Annotated in this window: 23 protein-coding genes; 11 read left to right on the forward strand and 12 right to left on the reverse strand. The window is 37.1% G+C overall.

Annotation, left to right across the window (positions count from 1 at the left end; genetic code table 11):
- Positions 1–130 precede the first annotated feature (130 nt).
- From fusA to A6M14_RS05810, 4 genes are all read right to left on the reverse strand, one after another.
- Positions 131–2,269, reverse strand: a complete 2,139-nt coding sequence (gene fusA, locus A6M14_RS05795) for an elongation factor G (RefSeq protein ID WP_152874055.1) — start codon at positions 2,267–2,269, stop codon at positions 131–133.
- 122 nt (positions 2,270–2,391) lie between these two features.
- Positions 2,392–2,862 carry a 30S ribosomal protein S7 gene (gene rpsG, locus A6M14_RS05800; RefSeq protein ID WP_152874056.1) on the reverse strand — a complete coding sequence of 157 codons (471 nt, stop codon included), beginning with the start codon at positions 2,860–2,862 and terminating at the stop codon, positions 2,392–2,394.
- 177 nt (positions 2,863–3,039) lie between these two features.
- Complete coding sequence (gene rpsL / locus A6M14_RS05805) at positions 3,040–3,414, reverse strand: 30S ribosomal protein S12 (RefSeq protein ID WP_004648013.1); 375 nt, start codon at positions 3,412–3,414, stop codon at positions 3,040–3,042.
- 244 nt (positions 3,415–3,658) lie between these two features.
- Positions 3,659–4,951, reverse strand: a complete 1,293-nt coding sequence (locus tag A6M14_RS05810; RefSeq protein ID WP_152874057.1) for an EcsC family protein — start codon at positions 4,949–4,951, stop codon at positions 3,659–3,661.
- Between the two features lie 280 nt (positions 4,952–5,231).
- On the opposite strand from A6M14_RS05810, the gene A6M14_RS05815 reads away from it, so the two are divergent.
- A complete protein-coding gene (locus A6M14_RS05815) occupies positions 5,232–6,461 on the forward strand; it encodes a beta-ketoacyl synthase N-terminal-like domain-containing protein (protein ID WP_152874058.1) in 1,230 nt (409 codons plus the stop codon).
- Between the two features lie 18 nt (positions 6,462–6,479).
- Entirely contained in the window at positions 6,480–6,932 is a 453-nt protein-coding gene (locus A6M14_RS05820) for a CopD family protein (protein WP_152874059.1), read from the forward strand.
- Between the two features lie 52 nt (positions 6,933–6,984).
- On the opposite strand, the gene A6M14_RS05825 is transcribed toward A6M14_RS05820, so the two are convergent.
- From A6M14_RS05825 to A6M14_RS05845, 5 genes are all read right to left on the reverse strand, one after another.
- Positions 6,985–8,097 carry an acyltransferase family protein gene (locus A6M14_RS05825; protein ID WP_152874060.1) on the reverse strand — a complete coding sequence of 371 codons (1,113 nt, stop codon included), beginning with the start codon at positions 8,095–8,097 and terminating at the stop codon, positions 6,985–6,987.
- A gap of 135 nt (positions 8,098–8,232) precedes the next feature.
- The gene (locus tag A6M14_RS05830) at positions 8,233–9,654 is read right to left on the reverse strand and encodes an amino acid permease (RefSeq protein WP_152874061.1); all 1,422 of its coding nucleotides are present in this window, start codon (positions 9,652–9,654) and stop codon (positions 8,233–8,235) included.
- A gap of 167 nt (positions 9,655–9,821) precedes the next feature.
- A complete protein-coding gene (locus A6M14_RS05835; protein ID WP_152874062.1) occupies positions 9,822–10,184 on the reverse strand; it encodes a RidA family protein in 363 nt (120 codons plus the stop codon).
- 12 nt (positions 10,185–10,196) lie between these two features.
- Positions 10,197–11,309, reverse strand: a complete 1,113-nt coding sequence (gene alr / locus A6M14_RS05840; protein ID WP_152874063.1) for an alanine racemase — start codon at positions 11,307–11,309, stop codon at positions 10,197–10,199.
- 31 nt (positions 11,310–11,340) lie between these two features.
- Positions 11,341–12,597, reverse strand: coding sequence for a D-amino acid dehydrogenase (locus A6M14_RS05845; protein ID WP_152874064.1), 1,257 nt, complete (start codon positions 12,595–12,597; stop codon positions 11,341–11,343).
- A gap of 140 nt (positions 12,598–12,737) precedes the next feature.
- Between A6M14_RS05845 and A6M14_RS05850 the strand changes: the two genes are divergently transcribed.
- The gene (locus A6M14_RS05850; RefSeq protein WP_152874065.1) at positions 12,738–13,202 is read left to right on the forward strand and encodes a winged helix-turn-helix transcriptional regulator; all 465 of its coding nucleotides are present in this window, start codon (positions 12,738–12,740) and stop codon (positions 13,200–13,202) included.
- Between the two features lie 23 nt (positions 13,203–13,225).
- Here A6M14_RS05850 and A6M14_RS05855 read toward each other — a convergent pair whose 3' ends face one another.
- Positions 13,226–13,882 (reverse strand): HAD-IA family hydrolase, encoded by a 657-nt coding sequence (locus A6M14_RS05855; protein ID WP_163121230.1) that lies wholly within the window; start codon positions 13,880–13,882, stop codon positions 13,226–13,228.
- Positions 13,883–14,049: 167 nt separating this feature from the next.
- Between A6M14_RS05855 and A6M14_RS05860 the strand changes: the two genes are divergently transcribed.
- The 7 genes from A6M14_RS05860 to A6M14_RS05890 all read left to right on the forward strand — a co-directional run bounded on the left by A6M14_RS05860 (position 14,050) and on the right by A6M14_RS05890 (position 19,581).
- Positions 14,050–14,481, forward strand: coding sequence for a hypothetical protein (locus A6M14_RS05860; RefSeq protein ID WP_152874066.1), 432 nt, complete (start codon positions 14,050–14,052; stop codon positions 14,479–14,481).
- Positions 14,478–15,371, forward strand: coding sequence for a PAAR domain-containing protein (locus tag A6M14_RS05865; RefSeq protein WP_152874067.1), 894 nt, complete (start codon positions 14,478–14,480; stop codon positions 15,369–15,371). The genes A6M14_RS05860 and A6M14_RS05865 overlap by 4 nt, the downstream gene beginning before the upstream one ends.
- Complete coding sequence (locus tag A6M14_RS05870; RefSeq protein ID WP_152874068.1) at positions 15,371–16,042, forward strand: hypothetical protein; 672 nt, start codon at positions 15,371–15,373, stop codon at positions 16,040–16,042. Before A6M14_RS05865 ends, A6M14_RS05870 begins: the two co-directional genes overlap by 1 nt.
- Before the next feature lie 84 nt (positions 16,043–16,126).
- Positions 16,127–16,894 (forward strand): hydroxymethylpyrimidine/phosphomethylpyrimidine kinase, encoded by a 768-nt coding sequence (locus A6M14_RS05875; protein ID WP_163121231.1) that lies wholly within the window; start codon positions 16,127–16,129, stop codon positions 16,892–16,894.
- Between the two features lie 449 nt (positions 16,895–17,343).
- Positions 17,344–18,387 (forward strand): AraC family transcriptional regulator, encoded by a 1,044-nt coding sequence (locus tag A6M14_RS05880; protein WP_163121233.1) that lies wholly within the window; start codon positions 17,344–17,346, stop codon positions 18,385–18,387.
- A gap of 287 nt (positions 18,388–18,674) precedes the next feature.
- On the forward strand, positions 18,675–18,935 hold the full coding sequence (locus tag A6M14_RS05885) for a hypothetical protein (RefSeq protein ID WP_152874069.1): 261 nt from the start codon (positions 18,675–18,677) through the stop codon (positions 18,933–18,935).
- Between the two features lie 211 nt (positions 18,936–19,146).
- Entirely contained in the window at positions 19,147–19,581 is a 435-nt protein-coding gene (locus A6M14_RS05890; protein ID WP_152874070.1) for a DoxX family protein, read from the forward strand.
- A gap of 87 nt (positions 19,582–19,668) precedes the next feature.
- On the opposite strand, the gene A6M14_RS05895 is transcribed toward A6M14_RS05890, so the two are convergent.
- Together A6M14_RS05895 and A6M14_RS05900 are read right to left on the reverse strand one after the other, a co-directional pair.
- The gene (locus A6M14_RS05895) at positions 19,669–20,109 is read right to left on the reverse strand and encodes a GNAT family N-acetyltransferase (protein WP_152874071.1); all 441 of its coding nucleotides are present in this window, start codon (positions 20,107–20,109) and stop codon (positions 19,669–19,671) included.
- 9 nt (positions 20,110–20,118) lie between these two features.
- Complete coding sequence (locus A6M14_RS05900) at positions 20,119–21,336, reverse strand: class I SAM-dependent methyltransferase (RefSeq protein ID WP_152874072.1); 1,218 nt, start codon at positions 21,334–21,336, stop codon at positions 20,119–20,121.
- A gap of 104 nt (positions 21,337–21,440) precedes the next feature.
- On the opposite strand from A6M14_RS05900, the gene trhA reads away from it, so the two are divergent.
- Positions 21,441–21,754: PAQR family membrane homeostasis protein TrhA (trhA, locus tag A6M14_RS05905; RefSeq protein ID WP_171500245.1), on the forward strand; the 314-nt coding region annotated here is incomplete at its 3' end.

Here is a 21,754-nt window from a genome sequence, read left to right on the forward strand (position 1 = left end):
AACGTGTGGCTTATTACGTTCGAACTTAGCCTTAGCCATGAGATCTTCCTTTTTAAACAACTCATGGGGGTTAGCCCATGAGCATTTGGTTTTAACTATGAATTAGTTTGGGCTTATAGTAATCGAAAGATTACTCGTCGTCACCTTTTTTACCGCCAGTTTGGAACTTAGAAATAATACCTTCAGCCACGTTACGTGGAGTTTCAGCATATTTCGCAAATTCCATAGAATAAGTCGCACGACCTTGAGACATAGAACGCATTGAAGTTGCGTAACCGAACATTTCAGCCAATGGAACTTCAGCTTTAATTGCTTTAGTACCACCAGGTAAATCTTCCATGCCTTGAACCATACCACGACGACGGTTTAAGTCACCCATGATATCGCCCATGTAGTCTTCTGGAGTTTCTACTTCAACTTTCATGATTGGTTCAAGAAGGATAGGATCCGCTTTCATGAAACCATCACGGAAGGCATAAGAACCCGCCATTTTGAACGATAATTCATCAGAATCGACATCATGGTAAGAACCGTCGAATAATGTCGCTTTGATACCCACAACAGGGTAACCAGCCAATACACCATTCTTCATACGTTCTTGAATACCTTTGTCAACTGCGCCAAAGAATTCTTTAGGTACAACACCACCTACAACTTCTTCAACGAATTGGTATTCTTTACCAGCTTCTTCTACATCCATAGGTTCTAAACGAACGTATACATGACCGAATTTACCTTTACCACCAGTTTGACGTACGAATTTACCTTCTTGCTCAACAGTCTTTTTGATTGTTTCGCGGTAAGCAACCATTGGTTTACCAATGTTCGCTTCAACGTTAAATTCACGTTTCATACGGTCAACAAGAATGTCAAGGTGAAGCTCACCCATACCTGCGATAATTGTTTGACCAGATTCTTCATCAGTGCGAACACGGAATGATGGATCTTCTTTAGCCAAACGACCAAGCGCGATAGACATTTTTTCTTGGTCAGCTTTTGTCTTAGGCTCTACAGCTAAAGAAATTACTGGCTCAGGGAATTCCATACGCTCTAGAGTAATGATGTTTTTCTCATCACAAAGTGTATCACCAGTAGTAACGTCTTTAAGACCTACACATGCAGCGATATCACCAGCGCGGATTTCTTCAACGTCTTGACGATCGTTCGCATGCATTTGCACGATACGGCCGATACGTTCACGTTTAGATTTAACTGGGTTATATACTGGGTCGCCTTGTTTAAGAACACCAGAATAAACACGTACGAAAGTTAAGTTACCTACGAATTTGTCATTCATAATTTTGAATGCAAGTGCAGAGAACGGAGCTTCGTCAGATGCTTCACGAATAGCTTTAGTTTCAGCTTTGTCGTCAAGAACACCTTCAATTGCTTTAACTTCAGTTGGTGATGGTAAGAAATCAATAACAGCATCCAACATACGTTGAACACCTTTGTTTTTGAATGCTGTACCACAAAGCATTGGTTGGATTTCACAAGCCAAAGTTTGAGCACGAATACCAGCGATGATTTGTTCTTTTGTCAAATCGCCATTGTTTAGGTATTCATCCATCAATTCTTCAGATGCTTCAGCCGCAGCTTCAACCATGTTTGTACGCCATTCGTCAGCAGAAGCTTGAAGATCAGCCGGGATTTCACCGTATTCGAACTTCATACCTTGTGACGCTTCATCCCAAATGATCTGTTTCATTTCGATCAAATCGATAACGCCTTGGAAGTTGTCTTCCGCGCCAACAGGGATTACTACAGGTACAGGGTGCGCACCAAGACGTGTCTTCATTTGTTCAACAACACGGAAGAAGTTGGCACCTGTACGGTCCATCTTGTTCACGAATGCTAAACGAGGCACTTGGTATTTGTTCGCTTGACGCCATACAGTTTCTGACTGAGGTTGAACACCACCTACAGCACAGTAAACCATACATGCACCATCAAGAACACGCATAGAACGCTCAACTTCGATTGTGAAGTCAACGTGTCCCGGTGTATCAATTACGTTGATACGGTGTTCAGGGAACTGCTTAGACATACCTGACCAGAATGTAGTAGTCGCAGCTGAAGTGATTGTAATACCACGTTCTTGCTCTTGCTCCATCCAGTCCATTGTTGCTGCACCATCATGTACTTCACCAATTTTGTGAGATACACCTGTGTAGAACAAGATACGTTCAGTTGTTGTGGTTTTACCCGCATCGATGTGCGCAGAAATACCAATGTTACGATAACGAGAAATTGGAGTTTGACGAGCCATGATTTCTTGCATTCCTAAATTTATTGTTTAAAACAGGACGCTTTAAGCTGTAAAAACAGCTTAAAGCGCTTTGACGACAATTCAATGAAAAGTCGACATCCTGATTAAGGTTTTTAAACCTATTAGAAACGGTAGTGAGAGAATGCTTTGTTGGCTTCAGCCATACGATGCACATCTTCACGCTTCTTAACTGCTGAACCTTTACCTTCAGCTGCATCAAGCAACTCACCAGCAAGACGTAAAGCCATAGTTTTTTCAGAACGCTTAGCAGCAGCATCTACTAACCAACGCATAGCTAAGGCAGTACGACGGGATGGGCGTACTTCCATAGGCACTTGGTATGTAGCACCACCAACACGGCGTGCTTTTACTTCGACCATAGGACGAACTTTTTCAAGCGTAGCTTCAAAAAATTCAACTGGGTCTACTTTTGATTTTTCTTGAACGCGGTCTAAAGCACCGTAAACGATACTTTCAGCAATAGATTTTTTACCATCTTGCATTACGTGGTTCATGAATTTAGCGATTGTTTGGCTACTGAACTTAGGATCCGGAAGGATTTCACGAGCAGCGACTACGCGACGTCTTGGCATTTTAAACTACCTATAAATATGACACTTCAGGTTTATCCAGCATATGTACAAAGTGTCATGTACCTTTAGCTGGCCTTACTACACGTCGCTTGAATTTCACAAAATTAAATGCAGAAATCGGACAAGCGAGACGATAAAGGATTGCGGTGTTACGACCTTAAAAATGATCTCGAAAGATTATTTCTTAGGACGTTTAGTACCGTATTTAGAACGTGACTGGTTACGATCTTTAACACCAGCGCAGTCTAATGAACCACGAACTGTATGGTAACGTACACCTGGTAAGTCTTTTACACGACCACCACGGATAAGAACAACACTGTGCTCTTGTAAGTTATGGCCTTCACCACCGATATAGCTTGATACTTCAAAGCCAGAAGTTAAGCGAACACGGCAAACTTTACGCATTGCAGAGTTAGGTTTTTTAGGTGTAGTTGTGTAAACACGTGTACAAACACCACGACGTTGTGGACAAGCCTTCAACGCAGGAACTTTTGATTTTTCAATCAAAGTTGTACGACCCTTACGGATCAACTGATTTGTTGTTGCCATTTGGCAATTCTCCCGTTAATTAAAAGCCCCAAAAAATACCACTTTTTGAGGGCATGCAATTGTATGCCAAGATAATGAAATGGTCAATATTCGACAATATATGAAATACTAACTATTTCAACACAAATGCCTTTGCTGACTTGTTATTGCATTACATATTGCTTCGTCTGATTGAAAGAGTTTTTTGTAACCTTATCTTTTACCATTCGTAGATTTTATTTCTACATTCGTTTTCGTCGCTTGCTCATTCAAGACTGATTTTTTTTGCCACACGTCCTGCTTTGTTTTTTGCAGAACTTCGGGCACGTGTAGGTGGAGCCTTTTTCACAGTCACTGTTTCTGTTTCTGTTTCTGTTTCTGTTAAGGATGCATTTTTAACATTCTTTTTATTTACAGAATCTTCGGCAACATCTTCAGAGATGTCTTTAATTACTTCCCCCCGCCCATCATCTATATTTGATTTTATTTGCTCAACGATTTTGGGTGTTGCTTGTGCAATCAGTTCTCGTGATTTTTGATAGGCATCCAATGGAGATAAATGTACATCTTTATGCTCTATTAAATATGTACGTGCTTGTGAAAACACCATTTGGGCTTTTTCATTAACCTCATCAATAAGCTTCCAACTATATAAAGCTCCAACAGAAGCACTCGCAACGGGTCTTAACTTGGTCAACACTGAAAATTTTGGAAGATGATTTAACCATTGCCATTTCGCATCACCCTCTTCATTCGTAAGCCAGCGTTTGAGTGCCTCAATATCATTACTTGACCCAAGAAGTTGCTGTAATTGATAAACATCATGCGTTTCTAATGTATTTGAGATGGCTTTTAGTCCCATCAAAATTGCTTGTTTTTCTGCAATTAAACCCAGATTAATCTGTTTAAAAACAAATTGAACAATATCTTGTTCCGTTTCTTTATTTAACTCAAAACCATATGAACGACCCACTTGGTAAATTGTCCGCAAAGACATCACAATAGAAACAGGGATATCTATAGTAGAGCCCATGACACCTGTCGCACCTGTTAATGCACCTTGCACTGATGTAATCCATTTATTTTGTTCAGCCAATGCTTTGCTAATTCGTTGTGATCGGCTGACATCTTTCGTTAATTCTTCTAAATCGCGAATACCTGCCTGATCCAATACAGCATCAACCGAGCTTATATTATTGGTAAATGTATTAAGCTGATCAAAGAGATAATCGGAAACTTTGTCTGAAAACTGTGGAGATACAAAGTTAGCAACACGGTCTATTGTTCCATAATGACGACCAAGCAGTTGACGAGAAACATGTGGTACATGCGTACGCAGTAATTGTTGTGGGTTTTCATACACATTTGCTTCAAATACACCTTTTGATCGTGCACTCCCTTCAATCACACGTGTTCGATCTAATGCTAAATTTTGCTTAGAAACATCGTTCGCTGTGACTTGTTGAATTACATCTAAACCAACTTCACTGAGCTTTTTAGCCACTCCAAAAGCATTTATGAGGAATCCTCTTGAACGTTTATTATTAGAATCTTTCATTATCCCTCACACTCCTAAGCTTTCAGTTTATTCAGTAAATACTAGGCACAGTCTCTATTTATCTCAATATTATTGTGTATCTATTCATTAAACAATTACACCTTATCTCATAAATCGAACAACTCGAAAATAGTCATAATATTTGCCATAAGAATTCAAAAATCTTTCTGCTATCATGAACACATTGAAAAAAATATTGAGAAGTGCTTCCAGTTTTAGTTGCATATTAATGTTTCTAGAATTCACCGCTCAACATTATCACCATATAAAGGATCTGTAGATGAAACGTGTTGTAATCACTGGCATGGGGATTAACTCGTGCATTGGTAATACATTAGAAGAAGTAAACCACGCTTTACAAAATGGTATTTCAGGAACACGTCTAAATCCAGTCTACCAAGAACTTAATTTTAAAAGTCATGTAAGTGCTGCTGCGGTTCAAGATTTTGACGGTATTGATCGTCGTGCAAAGCGTTTCATGGGCGTATGTGCAATGTATGCATATAATGCAGCTGTTGCAGCGGTAGAACATGCAGGCTTAACAGCTGAGCAACTTGGTGGTAATCCACGTTATGGTATTGCTGGTGGTTCAGGTGGTGGTTCAACTGCTTCTGTTGTAGAAATGAATGAAATTCTAGAAACAAAAGGTGCTCGTAAAGTTGGCCCTTTCTTTGTACCTCGCAACATGACCAATACCATTACAGCAAACGTTGGCGTTGCGTTTAAATTACAAGGTGTTGCTCATACTATTACAAGTGCTTGCGCAACGTCTGCCGATGCAATTGGTTATGCGTACAACCTCATTCAATTAGGCAAACAAGATTTAATGCTTGCAGGCGGTGGTGAAGAAGATCATTGGTCTCAAAGCTTGTTGTTTGATGCGATGGGAGCACTTTGCTCTAAGTATAACGATACTCCTGAAAAAGCGTCTCGCCCTTACTCTGCTGACCGTGATGGTTTTGTGATTGCGGGTGGTGGTGGTTTCGTTATCCTTGAATCTTTAGAACATGCTCAAGCTCGTGGTGCAAAAATTCTTGCAGAAGTTGTTGGCTATGCTGCTAACTCTGATGGTGCCGACATGGTTGCGCCAAGCGGTGAAGGTGCGACTCGTTGTATCTTAATGGCGCTTGAAGAAGCAAAACAACATGGCGTAGATAAAATTGACTATGTAAATACACATGGTACATCTACCCCTGCAGGTGATATTACAGAACTTCAAGCAATGGGTCGTGCATTTGGTGAAGGTCAAGTTCCTCCACTTAGCTCAACTAAATCTATGACGGGTCATAGCTTAGGTGCAGCAGGCGTTCAAGAAGCTATTTATTCTATTTTAATGATGCAAAATGACTTTATTGCACCAAACATCAACGTGACTGAACTTGATGAAGGTACAAAAGGTTATGACATCGTACTTGAAAAACGTGATGCAAAATTGAATACTGTAATGAGTAACAGTTTCGGTTTTGGCGGCGTAAATGCTTGCCTCGTTTTCAAGAAGTGGGATGAATAATCCCCAAAAGGATATTCAATGGATGCTCCTTCTGATGCTTTCTTATGGGTAAAAGCATTACATATAATTGCCGTGGTATGTTGGTTTGCAGCGCTATTCTATCTACCACGCTTATTTGTTTACCATGCAATGAGTGAAGATGTAACCAGTCATCAACGCTTTGAAGTAATGGAACGTAAGTTATACCGTGGCATTATGTGGCCTGCCATGATTGCAACGCTCATTACAGCTCACTTTTTAGTGGATTGGGGTGATGCAACAAGGCATTACCATGAAGCAATGTGGTTTTATCTTAAAGTAGGTTTAGTTGGATTACTGGTTCTTTACCATTTAGTGTGTGGTTATTACCGTAAAAAACTGATTGATAATGCTCACTATAAATCACATAAGTTTTGGCGTTACTTTAATGAAATGCCAACACTAATTTTATTTGCTGTTGTGATTTTAGTGGTTGTTAAACCAAGCTTCTAAAAGTTAGCAGATATTAAGTACCATCAAAAGCCTCCTAAATTGGAGGCTTTTTTTATTTTTGTTTTAAACAAAGATAACGAATTTTATGATTCAAAGGCGTTGAGTAATATTTTTCAATCAGCCAACTTAAAATAAATACGGCAACAAAATACACAGGCAATAATATTATTTTTTCTATGGGCAGCGTTTGCTTGGGCAAGTAAAAAACTTTTATGACACCCAAAACAATAAGATGAAATAAATACATTTCATAACTTCTCTGCCCCATCCACACTAAAAATTTACCCAGTACAAATTTAGGTTGAACTGATTTATTTTTCTGAGAAAAGCAAAATAATAATATTGCCGTTAAAAATGCAAATACACTTATCCCCCAAGTGCTGACTTCTTTAATGGGTGCATAAAAATAAACGCAACACATCAGCAAGGATATTATGGGGATTAAATAAAAACGATTCACCGCTCCCAATGAAAATTTAGATGCAATCAGCGCAGTCAAACTACCTATAGCAATACCATCGAAGCTTGAAAAATAATGGTACAAATAGGCACCATTTTCACTACCAAAATGCAATGATCTAAAATAAGGCGCATAAGCGATAATGACTAAAAGAGAGATAACAAATAAATTTTCTCGCTTTAAGACCAAACATAAAATTGGAAATGCAATATAAAAAACTTCTTCAACCGATAAAGACCAAAGCACACCTAAAGCATAATTTACCCATCCATATTGAATAATCAGAATATTCATCCAAAAACTAAAAGCTGCAAACACTGTTGTTGCATAAGATATTTCAATATTATTTGGGCTTTGATTTAAAAAGGGTTGCCATCCTAACCACCCTAAAAAACCGACTAAAACAACAAGTAAAACCAAGCAAGGAACAACTCTTGCAAAACGTCGAATATAAAAGTCTTTGATTTTTATATTCGAGATTGAACCATATCTATGCAAAGTATTTTGAGTAATGAGAAATCCTGAAATAACAAAGAACATGGTTACGCCATAATTACCATTTCTTGCAATTAGCGTAGTTAAGCTTTCTTCAAATAATTGTATGCCTAAAAATGTATCGTGAAGCTTATAAGGAATATTAAAGTGGTGAATCAGTACCAATAAAATAGATAAGCCTCTTAAAATATCTATACTGTAATTTCTCATTCAAATGTCTTAGCGCTGTTTTTCCACACTATAAATTAAAAATAACTTTACTTTAAAACTGGTTAAAAATAGATACAAAAAAGCCATGAATACCGAAGTATTCATGGCGCCTAAAAGCTTAGCTATGAATATTTTTTAAAGGTCTAATTTTTTAATACGTGGTTTATAAAGCACACGGTAAGTAATTGCCAAAATAACTAACCACAATGGACTAATAATTAAAGCTTTTAATGTATCAGGCTCTAAACTCAAAATAATTAAAGCAAAGAGTAAAAATGCCAATACAACATATGACATTGCTACGCCACCTGGCATTTTAAACTGAGATTTTTCATGTAGTTCAGGTCTTAATTTACGATAGCGGATGTAACACACCATAATTAAGCCCCAAATACTAATAAAGAGAATCACACACAGCGAACTTGCCAATGTAAATGCTTCCATTGTATTCGGTACAAAATATTGGAAAGCCGCGCCAATCATAATGAATAAACAAGAGAAATATAAACCCTTTGCAGGCACTGAACGTCTTGAAAGTTCTGCAAGCTTTTGTGGTGCTTGACCACCACGCGCCAAACCAAACAACATACGGCTTGTAGAAAATACACCGCTATTCATAGATGACATGACAGATGAAAGTACAACCAAATTCATAATAATGGCTGAAACTGGAATACCTGCATGCAAGAATAAACTTACGAATGGACTTTGATCTGCTGGAATTTCAACCCAAGGTGTAACCGCCATAATCATCAATAGTGACAACACGTAGAACAAAATGATTCGTGTTGGAATCGCATTCACGGCTTTGGGTAAGTTCTTTTCAGGATCTTTGGTTTCTGCTGCCATTGTTCCTAACAATTCCACACCTACAAAAGCGAACATTGCAATTTGGAAACCTGCCAAGAAGCCCATTGCTCCTTTAGGGAACATACCACCATGCGACCAAATATTACTAAAACTAGCAACAGAACCTGTAGGTGCTTGAAAACCTGTGAATACCATGTATCCACCAATCACAATTAAACCTAAAATGGCTAAAATTTTGACAAGTGCAAACCAGAATTCAATTTCACCAAACAGTTTTACAGTAAGAAGATTAATACCTAAAATAAAAACAACACATGCGGCACTAATTAAAGCCTGCCTCATTGGGGTAAAGACCATATCGGGTGGTAACCAAAAACTTAAATAGTTAATAATTGCAGCTAAATCTGCAATACCAACAAGCACCCAACCCAACCAATAAGACCAGCCAATATAATAACCAGCAGCTGGGCTAATTAAATCGGTTGCCATATCAATGAAAGATTTATAGTGCAAATTTGAAAGTAAAATTTCACCTAAAGCACGCATTAAAAAGAAGAACATGAAACCAATAATCATGTAAATGAACAGAATAGATGGACCCGCAAGAGAAATGGTTTTCCCTGAACCCATGAACAATCCTGTTCCAATCGCACCACCAATCGCAATTAACTGTAAATGTCGATTTGATAATTTGCGTTGTAATTCATTTGGCGATGATTTTGCATCATCAAGACCTGTTGTTTTCATAATAAAACATCCATTTAACCGTCTTTTACAAGCTAGATAACATACTTTGATTTAAATCCTAAAACCAAACATTTATGTTACTTTTCACGTTTAACAACTAATCAATCAGTTGTTAAACGTGTGCATTAATTATTTTTAATACTGATCAATCAATTTATTTCAAAAGATTAATCACGTTGCGCTGCTGTTACTGCAATTTCAATAAGCCAATTGGGGTTCACTAAATCCGCTTGAATGGTTGCACGTGAAGGTGTTTCATGACCTTTTAACCAATCAATCCAAACTGAATTTATCGTTTGAAAGTCACTTAAATTTTTCACAAATAATTGTGCAGATAAAATGCGTGTTTTATCTGTATTTGCCAACGCCAAAAGTTGATCAATCGTATTTAAAATTTCAGTGGTTTGACCCACAACATCTTGATCGGTATTTTTAGGCACTTGACCTGACAAATAAACAACCTTATTAAATACAACAACCGAACTCATCACTTCGTTGCTATTAAATCTTTGAATATCTGATTGAGACATTTTTATTTCCTTTTATTGTGATTGCACAAAATTAACGCGTGCTGTTACAGCGCACATCAACTCATATCCAACAGTTCCAGAAGTTCTTGCAACTTCATCTATTGATAGAACAGCACCTTGAGATGAACATCCCCAAAGCACTACCTCACTTCCAATTTGAGCATTTCTTATAGATGTTAAATCGACAACAAGCATATCCATACTGACACGCCCGATGGTTTGTGTTCGGATAGAATCGACCAAAACAGGTGTTCCTGTGGGTGAAATACGTTGATATCCATCTGCATAGCCACACGCAACCACACCTATTTTCATATCGTATTCGGCAACAAAATTTGAGCCATACCCCACACTATCGCCTGCTTTGATATTTTGAATAGCGATAATTTCACTTCTTAAACTCATGGTTGGTTTAAGATTCCAATCTTGAATATCATGTGTTGGATAATCGGGTGAACTGCCGTAAAGCATAATGCCACTACGCACATAATCCGATTGAAGATGTTTTGAATGTCTTAAAATTGCAGCGCTATTACTGATTGAAGTTTTACCCTCTAATTTTTGAGTAATAGATTCAAAAATTTCATGTTGATATACAATTCCATCTTGTCCAAAACGTTCTCCATCTGCATCTGAAAAATGCGTCATATGTGTGATGGATTGAATGATCGTGATCTGTGAAATGCTATGCCAAACCTGCGAATATTCTTCAGGGGTAAATCCTAGGCGATTCATCCCACTGTTCATTTTTAAAAAGACATCAAACTTTGCTTCAGGATGTTGTTGTGAAAATTGTTCAAGCCACTGAATTTGATGTTCACTATGAATTGCAAAACTGATTTGATATTTCTGACAGACATACAAATCATCGAAAGAAAAGACACCCTCAAGCAAAAGCAATTGACGATTACAACCTAAAGCGCGTAATCGCTTACCTTCATCTAAATCAATAAATGCAAAACCATCTGCGGTATGAAAAGCATGATAAACACGCTCAATACCATGTCCATATGCATTTGCTTTTACCACAGCAAAAACTTTGCTATTGGGCATGTGTTTGCGCGCAATTTCTAAGTTATGTTGCAATGCATCTTGATGAATAATTGCAGTAATTGGACGTGGCATTTTCTCTTCCTTGAGCTAACCAATTTGAGTCTTAGGCTATGGCATAACGTTGCAGCGATAAGCCTTCGGTACTAATTTCAGGTGTTTTATCTAAAACTAAATCGCTCATTAGCTTTCCTGAACCACATGCCATTGTCCAACCCAATGTGCCATGACCAGTATTTAAGAAAAGATTTTTAAAGCGCGTTGCACCGATAATTGGTGTACTGTCTGGTGTCATTGGACGCAAGCCTGTCCAGAAGCTTGCTTTTTCAAGGTCGCCACCTGGGAATAAATCACGTGTCACCATTTCTAGTGTTCCACGACGATCTTCATTTAAACCCAAGTTAAAACCGCTAAGTTCTGCCATACCGCCCACGCGAATACGTTGATCAAAACGTGTAATCGCAATTTTATACGTTTCATCTAAAACTGTAGATTGCGGTGCATGTGATGGATCTACAATGGGTACAGTCAATGAATAACCTTTCACAGGATATACAGGTAAATCTAGATCAAGTGGTTTTAAGAAATCACGTGAATAACTACCAAAGGCAAGCACGTATTTATCGGCAGTAAGTACCTTACCATTGACCAATACGCCTTTAATTTCATCGCCTTCCACAATGAGTTTTTCTACATTTGAATTAAATTGAAAATCTACACCAATGGCTTTCGCTTTCTCTGCCAAAGAGTTGGTAAAGATATAACAATCGCCTGTTTCATCATTGGGTAAATGCAAGCCACCTACTAACTTATCTTTAGCTTCTGCAAGCGCAGGTTCCACACGCGCCAAGCCTTCGCTATCGAGCAACTCAAATGCAACGCCTGTTTCTTTTAATACTTCAATATCACGTTGAACAGCTTCTAATTGTGCTTCGTTACGGAAAACTTGTAGCGTTCCTTTAGAACGGTTTTCATAAGAAATACCAATATCTTCACGTAATTGCTTTAGACAATCTCGGCTATATTCCGCCACACGCACCATACGCTCTTTGTTAATGGCATAACGATCAGCGCTACAGTTTTTTAGCATTTGCGCCATCCACTGCAATTGCCACATGCTTCCATCAATATTAATAGCAAGCGGTGCATGATGTTGGAACATCCATTTTACCGCTTTAAAAGGAATTCCTGGAGCAGCCCACGGCGTCGAATATCCCGGAGAAATTTGCCCCGCATTGCCAAAGCTTGTTTCTTCCGCAGGACCTGTTTGACGGTCTAGCACAGTCACTTCTGCTCCCTGCTGCGCAAGATAGTACGCACTGGTCACACCAATAACACCACTACCTAATACAATTACGCGCATCTCGAATCCCTCGAATTTGTTTTCAGTTGATTTAACTAGTATATTTTTGGTTAGATAGTTAAATTCACTGAATTACCACCATTCATCTAGGTAATTTAATATTTTTGTCCTGATTTTTTGAGAATAAAAGGAAATTATTCATGCGACCATTAGACAGAACTGATCGACAGATTTTAAATATTTTGCAAAAAGATGGGCGAATTGCGATCAGTGAATTGGCATCTCGTGTAAATTTATCGACCACGCCATGTTCGGAACGAGTAAAACGTTTAGAACGTGAAGGCATTATTATGGGATACCACGCTCGTGTGAATCCGCAGATGATTGATCGTAATTTATTGGTTTTTTTAGAAATTAAGCTTTCTGCTAAATCGGGCGATGTTTTTGATCAAGTTGCACGTGATTTGATTGAAATCCCTGAAGTTTTAGAATGTCATTTAATTTCTGGTGAGTTCGATTATTTGGTGAAAGCACGTTTAAAAGAAATGAGTGCATATAGACGCTTATTGGGTGATCTTCTGAAAAAGCTCCCATCTTCAGCATCTTCACACAGCTATATTGTGATGGAAGAAGTGAAAGAAACCTTATATTTAGAGATGAGCTGATTTTTTAGCCCATCTCAATCGTTTTAGTTTATTGCAGGTAGATGTTTTAGCACATCTGCAAATTGCTGAATTCGCGCTTTAGGTTCTGCTTTATTTAATTCGTCATTTGAACCATAACCATATTCAACAGCAATAGTTTCAATACCATTTTTACGTGAGCCTAAAATGTCATACTCACGGTCGCCAATCATCAAGCAATGTTCTGCATTCAATTTCTCTTGCTCTAAAATATAGGCAATCAATTCGGCTTTATTGGTACGCTCACCTGTAAGTTCGCTTCCATAAATGACTTTAAAATACTGTGCCAAATTAAAATGTTCTAAAATTTGCTTTGCGTAGATGGTCGGTTTTGCCGTTGCGACATATAAATTATAACCTCGTTCATTTAAGGCTTTTAATGTTTCAGCAACGCTTGGATACACCAAATTTTCAAATAAACCTGTGACAGCAAAACGCTCGCGATATCCCAATAAAGCTTGTTCAGCCAAATCATCATAGATAGAAACATTTAAAATTTTAGCCAATGATGCTTTCAGTGGCGGCCCAATAATCCAATCGATATTTACATCATCTGCAATCGGATGCCCAATTTTGTTTAATCCATAACGTGCCGAAGTCGTAATTCCTACTTTTGGGTCTGTTAAAGTTCCATCTAAATCTATGAGTACGGTATTAATCACGGAGTACACTCTTTCCTATTTTGTGGTTTCACACATTCGATAAAAAAGGCTATCGAGTGTTGAATCAATTTTACATCTAGTTGTTTGTTTTTTTCATTATTTAGATTATATTCTTGAAAATAGTGACGTAAGTCACACTTTTTAAATCAATAATAAAGAATATTTGTATGAAAAAATTAAAAGATTACGCTCAAAACGAATTAAAACAGCTTTCTTCTGAACAAATTGAAAATACTAAACGACCTCATCAAGTTTTTTGCGTTGTCACAGAAGGAGTTACCACTAAAAATAGTGGTGTGGTTCAAGCTCGTTATAGTGAAATTGGATATGCCACGCTTCATGAAAAGCGTCTTGCGACTGTTGGTGATTTGGTGGTTTATCCTGATGGTTCTACCGATAAAATTATTTCAGGTTGTAGCGGTTGCTTGGTCTTGAATGAATTCCCTGTAGCAATTAACCAAAGTGTTTTAGATAACGGTGATGTGATTGAAGAATCAGGACTACTTCATAAAGATTTAGAAATCACAATTTATGAAGATGAGCCTTTGCCTGAAGGTTTTTTAGTTGATCATTGGCTTTCTAGAAAGGTTGCTTCATGATTCGGTATCAAATTTTTGAGAATGACAAAACCACCGTAGGCGGAATTGTTCAACGTCATACTGGAGGAGGAAAATCCTTTATATGGCATGGACGTTTAGCAAGTAATATCGGTGATAAAGTGAACTGCCCTGCATGTGGGTCTACAGGAATTATCCAAGCAGCAGGAATGCGACGACCTTTTGATAATCATAAGGATATACCTGCATTAGATGGTGATCTTTGCATTTGTAAGTGTAGTCCACCACCCGTACTTAAAAACTCACAAACAACATTCAAACATAATGTTACAGGTGGGATTGTTATCAATATTCCTAAAAATCCGCTGAATGTTAGTGTGCCTAGTCTCCAGCAAAATTTGAATAATAGTTTTACTGATAATAGAAAATTTGAAAATTATTATACTGAGCGTAATAAAACTGAGTATGTGAAGTTTTATTGCGGGATTATGCCTTATGATCAAGATAAGTTTGGTCGTAGTGGTGGTGGAGTTACTGTTCAGGTAATTTCAGGAGTATGTGAATTTATAGTTACCTATATTGTTAAGGATAAAAAACTATTTGTAACAGTATCTTATGTACCACCAGTTGTTAAGCATGAAGCGAATAAAATTATTCCTTCTGCGACATTGAGGCTTTATAAGGAAAATAATAGACAGTTTGAGTTGTTAGGCACGCATAAGTTGAAATCAGATAGTGGTATTTGGAATACTGAACGAGGGAAAGAGCCAGTAGGTTTTGTAAATATTACTTTGCCTAAACCAGATTTATCTCTTTTGAAAGTTGAGTTGGATATGGGTTATCAATTAGTGTTTGATGGCGGAACAGTTTTCCCTAGCCCAAGCTTTGTAAAACATAGCTTCACTTTCAATTCAGCTGCTAGAGAAGTTTGATGCAATATTCTTTTATTTTTTTAGTCGGTTTTTTTATATTTGGAAGCACAGCTTGCTCTTCGAGTGAGCAAGGTGTTGCTGATATGGAAAACAAAGTATCAGCTAATGATGTGAAAAAGGAGATTATCAGCGCAGAAGATCAATTAATTATAGATAACTATAAAAAGAAAATTAATACGGAAGATCTTAGTGATACAGAAGCACTTGAAAAGGTTTTAAAAGAAAGTTTAGTTGAAGTTAATAAAATTAAAAATAATTATGAGCGTGAAAAACTACAATTAAATATTTATTCTGCTCTAAGTATGTATAAAGAAGCTTATGAACTAAATAATAAAATGTTAAAAGATTCATTTACTATAGAGCGATTAATACTTCAATGTGATCTCGTCTATATCAGTAAGCGATCAAAAGCAGAATATGAGCAATGTTATGCTAGATTAGCTATAGAGTTTAGAAAAGAGTTGAAGGGAATGCGGAGAAGTGATCCTGAATATGCATATAGTGAATGGGGATACTTACTATTTATGTATAAATCGGGGCATGCTGAGTATCAAGAAAAACTTAAAAAAATGCTTGATTATGCTAAAGATGAGCAAATGAAGCTTACATTTGAGAACTTATATGTCTTAGCTGTAGAGCAAGTTGAAAGTTATAAAAAACTTAGTCAATAACTGATAATGAATAGCCACCAATTTTCTATTGATACAACCGAGTTACGATATACTAGTCAAATTGAATAATTAAAGGATGAGCGCGTGCGCCCAACAGTACTTTGTTTTTCTGGATTAGATCCTTCTGGCGGTGCAGGTTTACAAGCAGATATTGAAGCGATTGGTCAAAGTGGTGCACATGCTGCTATTGCGTGTACAGCTTTAACGGTTCAAAACTCACAACAAGTTTTTGGTTTCGAAGCAACATCAAAAGAACTGCTACTTGCTCAAGCCAATGCAGTTGTCGGTGATTTGCCTATTACTTGTATTAAATCTGGCATGTTAGGCACAACCGATAATATTGCCGCGTTAGCTGAATTTTTAACAGAACACACAAATTATAAATATGTTTTAGATCCTGTTTTGGTTGCCAATAGCGGTGGTTCTTTGGGTGATCAAGCAACTTTAGTTCAAGCTTTTGCACAACTTATTCCTTTGGCAACAATTTTAACGCCAAATACAGTTGAACTAAGAGCCTTAACAGGTATAGAAAATTTAGAACTTGCAACAGCAAAGCTTTTTGAAATGGGTGCATATGCCGTTTTAGTCAAAGGTGGACATGAAGATACACCTGACTACATTCGCAATGCCTTATATATTCAAGGTGAGCTTATTTCTGAAACCAAATGCCCTCGTCTAGAAGGTGAATATCACGGTTCTGGCTGTTCACTTGCAAGCTTTATTGCAGGACGTTTAGCTTTGGGTGATGCCTTAAAAGATGCTGTACATCATGCTGAAACTTGGTTATTTGGTGTATTAAAAAAAGCCGAAACGCCTGTTCCAAATGGTCAAAAAATTCCAAAACGTTTTTAATTTTCTGATATTTAGTAAAAAAGCCTATTTTATACAGGCTTTTTTATTGTCAATTCGGCAAACAAAATAACTTTGCATATATTGCAAAAAATCTGCCGAAACCTACAAACTCACATCAAACTGACATTATCGTTAGAAAGACGACTGACCAAATTGATTCAATATGCACAAACAAAATATCATCAACTTACAAAAGCACGCTTGCAATAGAAGCAAACAAACATAAATATATAACAATACTATTCAAAGACTTAAACAAAACATCATTCGAGTTTTTACTCTAATTTTGACGTTTATTGTCTTTTACAAGTAACATAAAAGTATAAAAACAATGTCATGTTCAGCCATTTACCTTGATAGTTTCGGCAATTTACCATGTATGAAATTGGCAAAAACAATCTTGTAAATTGCCAAATATATTTTTTTAATGTCATTTAGGTCAAATATACGTGAACGCAAAAGAGTCTGAAGTATTTAACGCAAGCCGAGATACAATTAGTATTCACTTTGTGAATGCTGCCCTTACTGGGGTAAAACGCTTAGGCATGGATGTGGAAACTCTGCTATCTCACGTTGGCATTGAAGCAGAATTATTACGTCAGCCCAAAGCACGTATATCACCCGAACAATATACACGCTTTGTAAAAATGTTGTGGATGGTCACGCAAGATGAACACATTGGTTTTACAGCAACGCAATCTCGTCGTTTAGGTTCATTTGCTATTATGTGTCAGCTCATCATTCATGCAAAAACCTTGGGTGATGCTTTAGAGCTTTCTACACAATTCTATAAACTCTTTGGTGATGAATGGTGTGTAAATCTTGAACGTGACAAACATGAAGCACGTTTAGTTCCACTTATTCCTAAAGAAAATGATCCAGATCATTTCATGACTGAAAGTATGCTGATGATTTGGCATGGTCTTGCATCTTGGTTAATTGATCGTCGTATTCCACTTGAACGTGTTCATTTTGGTTATGAACGCCCAAATCATGCAGATGAATATGATGCATTATTCTTTGCACCTGTCATGCAATTCGATACGCCTCGTACCGAAATTACCTTTGCGGCAGATTATTTAGATTTACCTATTCGCCAAACAGAAGAAACGCTTGAAGAGTTCTTAAAAGCGGCACCTGCTCAGCTTCTTGTGAAATTCAAAAATACCAATTCTTTAACTTCACGTATTCGTGATGTCTTAAAGAGCCAAATTGGTGAAGAAATGCCAACGCTCAATGATGTGGCATCGATGTTGTACCTATCTCCACAAACGTTACGACGTCGTTTAGCCGCTGAAGGGAAAAGTTATCAAGGTGTAAAAGATGCTTTACGTCGAGATGCAGCGATTCATTTACTGTTGAATCCAACATTGACGTTAGAAGATGTGGCTCAACAAGTTGGCTTTAGTGAGACCAGTACATTCCACCGTGCATTTAAAAAGTGGACGGGGGTAACTCCTGGTTTATACCGTCAACTTCACGGTTATCATTAATTCAGCACAAATAAAAAAGTCCATCCTGTGATGGGCTTTTTTATAAGAAATTTCAAATTTACGAGAAACACTCCCTCTCACAATGACTGATTAATAAAGCGTATAAATCTCAAAAACTTGAATAAATAATTTTTGTATAAGGAGATTCTTAGCTCCTTATTTTTATAATCTATGGAAAAATAAAAACCTTAATTATTATAGGTATTTATAAGTTTCTTCAAAAATCAGCCTAAATTTATGCTATAACAATCCACAACTTCTAGTTTTCATTGATTAGGATCCTCGTTATGAGTGATAAACCTGCTACTAAAAAATCTTTATGGCAATCACCTTTTTTTTACGTTGCCGTTGTTCTAAGTTGTCTTTTTCTCGGATTCTTCTACTTAGCTGTAACCAATGAACCAGATTACATGCCAAGTCAAAAGCAAGCGCAAAACCATTCTGCACATCAAGCAACAGCATCATCTGAAGCAACTGTTGCTGAAATGAATATGTCAGAAGAAGAGCATGCGAATATGTCTGATGCATCAAGTGCGCATGGTCACTAATCGATATCTTTAAAAATTGCGAGGCTTCTGTCTCGCTTTTTTATATCTTGCTTTTACTGATCTTAAAAATTTTAAACTCACTTTCTATTTCATTATTTATTACACATACTTTCAATCAGAAACAAAAAACTGTGTTCTATTATTCGCCCTTAACTTCAGTTCAACTACGCATAGACTAAAACAACACAATTTAATTGAGTTGAAATGTCCAATGAAGTTATTTTATAGCAACGATTTTAAAATAAATGTAGATAAATTTAATTTAGCAAATACATCCAATATTTTAAGAATAATTTGTGGTTTGTTTTTAATCCCAGAGGTTTTTGGGAAATTTACAGGTTTTATGCAGCTTAACCCTAATATTGTAAATTTCTTTGCAAATGTTGGATTAAACCCTCCTGAATTTTGGGTTTACTTGGCAGCAATTGGAGAGCTTTTCTGTGGTTTAGCATTAATATTTGGTATTTGTACTCGCTATGCCGCAATTGGTGCCGCAGTTATTCTATTTGTTGCTGTTATCGCATTAAATATTTTGCGTGGTCATTTCGCTTGGACGTGGTCTATTGGTGGTGATGAATATCTTGTTTTTTGGATTATCTGCTGTTGTATTGTTGCCTTAAATGATTTTAAAACTCTAAAAAGCTAATTTATGCTTGTTCCTATTCATCTGAGAATTTCAGCATATGAAAAAAAGCGAGAATAATCATCTCGCTTTTTTATATAAATTTCACGTTCAGTTCAAAGACAAATTCATATCAATATGTGGAATTCCACAATCTAAATAAGTATCACCATTTACGCTAAAACCAAGCCCTTCATAAAAGGCAATTGCATAGACTTGCGCAGATAATTGAAGATGCTTTCGTTGCTGATTCTTTGCCACTTCAATAATTTCAAGCATCAACAACTTACCAAGACCTAAGCCTCGATGAGATTTCAATACAGCTACACGACCAATGCTGTTATTTTCCAATAAACGAGCCGTTGCGACTGCCCTATTTTGATCATACATCACAAAATGAAGACTAATAGCATCTTGCTCATCCCACTCATCTTCCGCTGCAATGTTTTGCTCTTCTATAAAAACTCGCTCACGAATCATTTGAGCATCTTGTTTCAGTTCATCCCAACAACCTGAAACGATTTTATCATTGGCTGAATTTGATTCTGTCATTTTAGTTCCTTAGCACTTACAGCCAATATCTTGCTGATCCCACGCATCATTCATCAAAAGTTCTAAAGAATGCTTTTTAATACCATACATCTCTTTTAAAGCTTGAATTTGTGCAAGCACAGCTTGATCTGGTGCTGTGTAATCTTTTCGTTTTGTTGCCAAAATCATTTTATTTTTACTGGTATGCTCTAAAGCAACAAATTCAAAAACCTTAGTTTCATAACCATAAGCTTTTAAAATTAAAGCACGAATTGTATCTGTTAGCATTTCCGCTTGTTGTCCTGCATGAATGCCAAATTGCAACATTGGCTGTAAAACCATTGGGGCTTTTAATTGCGGACGAAGCTCTTTGTGACAACACGGCGCGCACATAATCATCTGTGCATTTAAGCGAATGCCCGTATGAATGGCAAAATCGGTTGCGACATCACACGCATGTAATGCAATCATCACATCTAAACGTTCTGGCGCATAAGTACGTACATCGCCTTGGAAAAAATCGAGCTGATTGAATTGAGCATCTAAGGCTAAGTTCTGGCAAAACTGAACCATTTTTTCATTCAATTCCACCCCTGTTACATGTGGCGTTTGAATATTTTTGGTCATGTAATCGTATAAAGCGAAAGTTAAATAGCCTTTTCCCGAACCAAAATCGACAACATTTAATGCATGATCATCGGTTTTAATTTGTTCTAATGCACCTGAAAAAATTTCGACAAACTTATTAATCTGCTTCCATTTACGCGCCATGCTCGGAATAATTTGTGCTTTTGCATCGGTAATGCCCAAGCCTTGTAAAAAGGCACTATCCTGATCTACAAAACGATGCTTTATGCGGTCATGCCCTTGTTGTTCACTGGCTTTCAGTGCAGGTTTATTTTTGCTGATGCTCAACATCACTTTTTTCTTATTTTTCTTTAATTGAAGCTCTTGCTCAGTTGTCATCAAATTTGCTTGTTTGCACACATTCAAAAAATCAGTCACGACATCCATTGCTTGCTGAATAGGAATATTTTTAGTGACATCTTGAGTCTTATATCTATACAAACAGCTTAAAAATTGCTCGCCTTGCAGTAAAATGACTCGCAAGGTTATTTTTTCTAAACTTTCCAATTCACCTTTGTACTGGCTAAAAATTATTCGATCAAAACTTTGTGTTTCAATAGCTTGCTGAAAGGTTGCTAAGAATTGCTGTTCTTGAACTGAGAGATTTGCCAATTGAGACATGAGTAAAACCTAAAGTAAATTGCAGTTAAAGTGTAAATGTTCTTACACAAAAATGAAAATTGAATTACTATACACTTGTATATTTAACTATATGGCACAAGCCTATGAATACGCCACTCATTCAAGATTACGATATTTCAGAAGAACGAATTAACGTCTGGACTCATGGTCTTGGTGCAGTACTTGCCTGTATTGCAACAGTTTTAATGATTTATAAGGGTAGCTATTTAAGCACAGGTCAATGGTTTGGACTCTGGGTTTATGGCTTTAGTATGATCCTTCTTTTTACAGGATCTATGCTATACCACATGGCGAAAACACCTGAAAAACGTTTTTGGTATAAAAAATTAGACCATACTGCCATCTACTATTTGATTGCGGGAACATATACCCCATTCTTAGAGCCTATCCAGTATTA

Origin of the sequence: Acinetobacter portensis (assembly GCF_009372215.1) — a bacterium.
GTDB lineage: Bacteria > Pseudomonadota > Gammaproteobacteria > Pseudomonadales > Moraxellaceae > Acinetobacter > Acinetobacter portensis.

Coding starts and splice junctions, on each gene's coding strand:
- A6M14_RS05870 (WP_152874068.1), top strand. CDS start 15,371: ATGCAATATTCTTTTATTTTTTTAGTCGGTTTTTTTATATTTGGAAGC.
- A6M14_RS05865 (WP_152874067.1), top strand. CDS start 14,478: ATGATTCGGTATCAAATTTTTGAGAATGACAAAACCACCGTAGGCGGA.
- A6M14_RS05830 (WP_152874061.1), bottom strand. CDS start 9,654: ATGAAAACAACAGGTCTTGATGATGCAAAATCATCGCCAAATGAATTA.
- A6M14_RS05825 (WP_152874060.1), bottom strand. CDS start 8,097: ATGAGAAATTACAGTATAGATATTTTAAGAGGCTTATCTATTTTATTG.
- A6M14_RS05820 (WP_152874059.1), top strand. CDS start 6,480: ATGGATGCTCCTTCTGATGCTTTCTTATGGGTAAAAGCATTACATATA.
- A6M14_RS05810 (WP_152874057.1), bottom strand. CDS start 4,951: ATGAAAGATTCTAATAATAAACGTTCAAGAGGATTCCTCATAAATGCT.
- A6M14_RS05860 (WP_152874066.1), top strand. CDS start 14,050: ATGAAAAAATTAAAAGATTACGCTCAAAACGAATTAAAACAGCTTTCT.
- A6M14_RS05845 (WP_152874064.1), bottom strand. CDS start 12,597: ATGCGCGTAATTGTATTAGGTAGTGGTGTTATTGGTGTGACCAGTGCG.
- A6M14_RS05890 (WP_152874070.1), top strand. CDS start 19,147: ATGAAGTTATTTTATAGCAACGATTTTAAAATAAATGTAGATAAATTT.
- fusA (WP_152874055.1), bottom strand. CDS start 2,269: ATGGCTCGTCAAACTCCAATTTCTCGTTATCGTAACATTGGTATTTCT.
- alr (WP_152874063.1), bottom strand. CDS start 11,309: ATGCCACGTCCAATTACTGCAATTATTCATCAAGATGCATTGCAACAT.
- A6M14_RS05850 (WP_152874065.1), top strand. CDS start 12,738: ATGCGACCATTAGACAGAACTGATCGACAGATTTTAAATATTTTGCAA.
- A6M14_RS05885 (WP_152874069.1), top strand. CDS start 18,675: ATGAGTGATAAACCTGCTACTAAAAAATCTTTATGGCAATCACCTTTT.
- A6M14_RS05835 (WP_152874062.1), bottom strand. CDS start 10,184: ATGTCTCAATCAGATATTCAAAGATTTAATAGCAACGAAGTGATGAGT.
- A6M14_RS05900 (WP_152874072.1), bottom strand. CDS start 21,336: ATGTCTCAATTGGCAAATCTCTCAGTTCAAGAACAGCAATTCTTAGCA.
- A6M14_RS05895 (WP_152874071.1), bottom strand. CDS start 20,109: ATGACAGAATCAAATTCAGCCAATGATAAAATCGTTTCAGGTTGTTGG.
- A6M14_RS05815 (WP_152874058.1), top strand. CDS start 5,232: ATGAAACGTGTTGTAATCACTGGCATGGGGATTAACTCGTGCATTGGT.
- rpsL (WP_004648013.1), bottom strand. CDS start 3,414: ATGGCAACAACAAATCAGTTGATCCGTAAGGGTCGTACAACTTTGATT.
- rpsG (WP_152874056.1), bottom strand. CDS start 2,862: ATGCCAAGACGTCGCGTAGTCGCTGCTCGTGAAATCCTTCCGGATCCT.